This window comes from Thiomicrospira sp., assembly GCF_036568485.1.
Lineage (GTDB): Bacteria > Pseudomonadota > Gammaproteobacteria > Thiomicrospirales > Thiomicrospiraceae > Thiomicrospira.
Genome location: NZ_DATCSL010000117.1, coordinates 1 through 4,264, shown reverse-complemented (window position 1 = coordinate 4,264; position 4,264 = coordinate 1). Strand labels below are relative to the sequence as shown.

The following is a 4,264-nucleotide window of genomic DNA, read 5'->3' as shown; positions in this document are numbered from 1 at the left end:
AATTTCGATTCGGGAATGTATGTTTATACGGTGGAAGTTGGCGGGAAAAAGGTTTCCAATAAGATGCTGGTGAAGTAAACCCCACCCCCTAACCCCTCCCCGCAAGGGAGGGGAGTTTTAGAAAAGGCTGCCGTTTGGTGGCCTTTTTTTATTTTGAAAAATGTGTCATTTCTATTTCCTGGCAAGTGGCAGCCTTGGTTTTTCTGGGAAAGTTTTTTATTAACAACGTACTGCAACCATTTTCGCAAAAAATTTTGTCATAAACAAGAAGGTACACCAAAAACTAACTTTATGTAGTATATTTGTGCTCTCAATCAAATTCACAATCATATTTATTAATTAAAATTACAAGAACAATGAAGAAATTTCTACTTATTGCATTAGTAAGTTGTTTTAGCCTGGGCACTTTTGCACAAAGTCCTATTATGGCGCAAAAAGACAGGTTAAGCAAAATTAAAATGACCAAAACAACACCTGAGTTTGAGTCATCACTAAACTTTACTGGCGAAGTTGCCGAGTATGCCGGCGAAAGAGGGCCTGATGTTGTAATTGGTGGCACAGTTTATGACCTGCAATCCAATTCCTCATTTATGCAGCGTACCTATATGTTCCCTGATGGTTCAATAAGCGCAGTATGGACAAGGGGAACTACGCCTACCTCTTATCCTGAAAGAGGAACCGGTTACAATTATTATGATGGTTCTGCATGGGGCCCAGCTCCTTCAGCAAGAATAGAGCCTGTACGTTGTGGTTGGCCAAATATTGCACCTTATATGGAGAATGGCGAGATTGTTTGTGCTCATACCGGTGGTGCTGCAGGGCTTATTTTTAGCTACAGGGAAAACAAGGGAACCGGCGACTGGACAAACTTTTACCTGGTTGGACCTGAAGGACACGAAGATATTTTGTGGCCCCGTATGATTACTACAGGAGAAAACAATGAAATTATCCACGTTATTTGCATAACTCCTCCTGTTGCCAATGGCGGTACTGTTTACGAAGGGCTTGATGGCGCTTTGCTTTACTCAAGGTCAGATGATGGTGGTGTTACCTGGAATCCTGAAAATATGGTTCTCGATGGTGTTAGCTCTACCTATACTAATGGTTGGTCAGGAGATGTCTACACATGGGCTGCCTCTAATGACGAAACAATCGCTTTTGTTGCATGGGGTGGTATTAAAGACGGAGTTGTTATGAAATCGACCGATGCTGGTGATTCATGGGAACGTATTCCATTTTATAACAGTGGTGTGCCCTTTTTTGATAATACTCAGGATGTCCTAACAATTTTTGGCGGTGGCGATGGATATAATGCAGGAGTTGTTGATGAAAATGGAAAAGTTCACGTTGCATTTGGACGTCAGCTTCACGCTTGTGCTGGTGATGGTACAAGTTCTTATTATCCTTATTCCAATGGTTTGGGTTATTGGAACGAAGATATGGCTCCACTGGATTCATTGAAAGTTGGAAGCGATATTCTTGATCCTATTTGGATGAGAGACAATGGTTATTTACTTGCAGAAGTTCAGGAAAATGGTGATGATACTATTATTGGTGTAGCTACTTACCAGGCTTCTTTAACCAGTTTTCCACAATTGATGGAAAAAGATGGACAGATTTATGCTTTTTACTCAGCACTATCACTGGGTTTTGACAATACAGTAAACAATTATCGCCACGTTTGGGGCAGGGTTTCTGAAAATGATGGCTTATGGAGTGAATACACTGACTATACGGGCGATGTGTTCCATTTGTTCAGCGAATGTGTTTTCCCCGGAGTTTCTCCAACAGCAGACGAAAGCATTCATTTAACCTACCAAACCAGCAACCAGCCAGGTATCGCTGAAAGATATGCCGACCATGACCCAATTGACAATAACATGGTTTATTTGAAAGTAACCCCATTGCATGTGGGAGTAGGTAACAATTTGGCTGAAGCTGCTTTTGCAGTTCAAAGTTATCCTAATCCAGCAGTTGATCAGGCTACAATTATGGTAACTACCGAAACAACAGGACAAATTAAACTAACTGTAAGCAATGTACTTGGACAACAAATTTACACTGCTTCCAAAGAAGGCAATACACTGGGTGCCCATGCATTCACTGTTAATGTTTCTGATTTCGATGCAGGAATTTATCTGTACACAGTTGAAATTGGTAACCAAAAAGTAACCAATAAGATGCTGGTGAAGTAAACCCCACCCCCCTAACCCCTCCCCGCAAGGGAGGGGAGTTAAGAAAGGCTGCCGTTTGGTGGCCTTTTTTTTTACAATCCTACTGCAACCTTTTCAATATAATTTATTGTCATTAACTTATAAATTACCCTAAAGCTAATTTCAGAAATGTTTAATTTTGAATAACATCAATTTGAAAATTCACTTTATGTAGTATATTTGTGCATTCAATCAATTTTACAATCATCTTTTATTAATTAAAATTTTAAAAAAATGAAGAAAGCTTTACTTTTCGTATTCGCGTTAGCTTTTGGCTATGCAAGTGTAGCTCAGGTTTCGCAACTGAAACCACAGGCTAAATTCAACACTACGGTGATGAAAACACAACAACCTGTTTTGGATCAGGAACCATTTTTCCAATACAACGACCCAATTGTTGCCAACGAAAGAGCACAAGACATCGTGGTAGGCGAAACCTGGTACGACCTGCAATCAAACTCCACAATGGCACAAAGGATGTATGCATATCCTGACGGCTCAATTGGTGCTACCTGGACAAGGGGTATGACTCCTACCGCCTATTCCGACCGTGGTAGTGGTTACAATTATTACGATGGCTCAGCCTGGGGACCTTATCCAACCGAACGTGTTGAAGATGTAAGAACCGGATGGCCAAGCTATGCACCTTATGGGGCAAATGGCGAAATAATTTGTTCGCACACAGGAGGTGCTGCTGGTTTGCAATTTAGCTGGCGCGAAAACAAAGGCACAGGCGACTGGAATTATTTCCAATTGGCAGGCCCTGCCGAACAGCCCGACTTACTTTGGCCACGTATGATTACCAGTGGTGAAAACAATGAAGTTATTCATGTTATTGCTGCAGCCGGAAATGCTGCAACTTATGAAGGGTTAACCATGGCTTTGCTTTATTCACGTTCATCCGATGGTGGACTTACCTGGGATCCGCAAAATGTAATTCTTGAAGGAACTGGCTCTGACGTTTGTAACGGTTGGGGTGGTGATGACTATGCCTGGGCTAATCCAGTAGGAAATACTATTGCATTTGTTGCTTTTGGTGGCATTGCTGATGGAATTATTATGAAATCTACTGATGGTGGCGACAATTGGGAGCGCATTACATTTTACGAAAGCCCAGACCCATTCTTTGATGGAAATGGTGGCAATCTTCCACAATGCGGTGGTGGCGATGGTTACAACGCACTTGTTTTGGATGACGAAGGCATGGCTCACGTAGCTTTTGGACGTCAGATCCACCTGGATGACACACCAGACGACGCAGCCTGGTCATACTATCCTTATTCAGACGGTTTGGTTTACTGGAACGAAACAATGCCAGTGCTGGATACAGCGAAAATTGGTGCAACTATCCTTCCTGTTGACTGGACAACTACTTATTTGTACCAGAATGGAATGCTTGCAGCATGGACACAAGATAATGGTGACGATACCATTGTTGGTGTTGCTCCTTACTATGCTTCATTAACCAGTATGCCACAAATGGTATTGCACAATGGAATTTTGCAATTCTTCTATGGTGGTTTAGCAGTTGGTTATGACAACACAGTGAACAACTACCGCCATATTTGGGGACGTTTTACCGAGTTGGATGGCAACTGGAGCGAATTTACAGACTATACAGGCGATGTATTCCACCTGTTCAGCGAGTGCGTTTTCCCTTCAGTAGCACCTTATGCTTATGGTGAAACCTATCATATTTTGTATCAATCAGACAACCAACCTGGAAACAGTTTGCAACCAACTGATGCACCGACCCACGATCCTATTTTGAACAATATGGTTTATCTTCCTGTAAGTATTGCAGTTGGTGTTGAAGACAACCTTGCAGCAAACTTTGAAGTTTCACAAAACATGCCTAACCCGGCAGTTGACCAGACAACTATTGTTGTTAACCTGCAGGAACAAGGAAGTATCCGCCTCACTGTGAGCAATATTTTAGGCCAGACAGTTTATGAAACAATGAGAGAAACAACTTCGTTGGGTGCAAATGCCTTCAAAGTTGATGTTTCTGAATTTAAAACAGGAATGTATGTTTACACAGTTGAAGTTGG

Annotated in this window: 2 protein-coding genes; both read left to right on the top strand. The window is 41.9% G+C overall.

The features are described from left to right. Nucleotides 1-425 precede the first annotated feature (425 nt). Nucleotides 426-2,195 carry a T9SS type A sorting domain-containing protein gene (locus VIM91_RS10995; protein ID WP_331864859.1) on the top strand — a complete coding sequence of 590 codons (1,770 nt, stop codon included), beginning with the start codon at nucleotides 426-428 and terminating at the stop codon, nucleotides 2,193-2,195. A gap of 252 nt (nucleotides 2,196-2,447) precedes the next feature. Next, the coding region (locus VIM91_RS10990; RefSeq protein WP_331864858.1) for a T9SS type A sorting domain-containing protein at nucleotides 2,448-4,264 on the top strand (1,817 nt) is incomplete at its 3' end.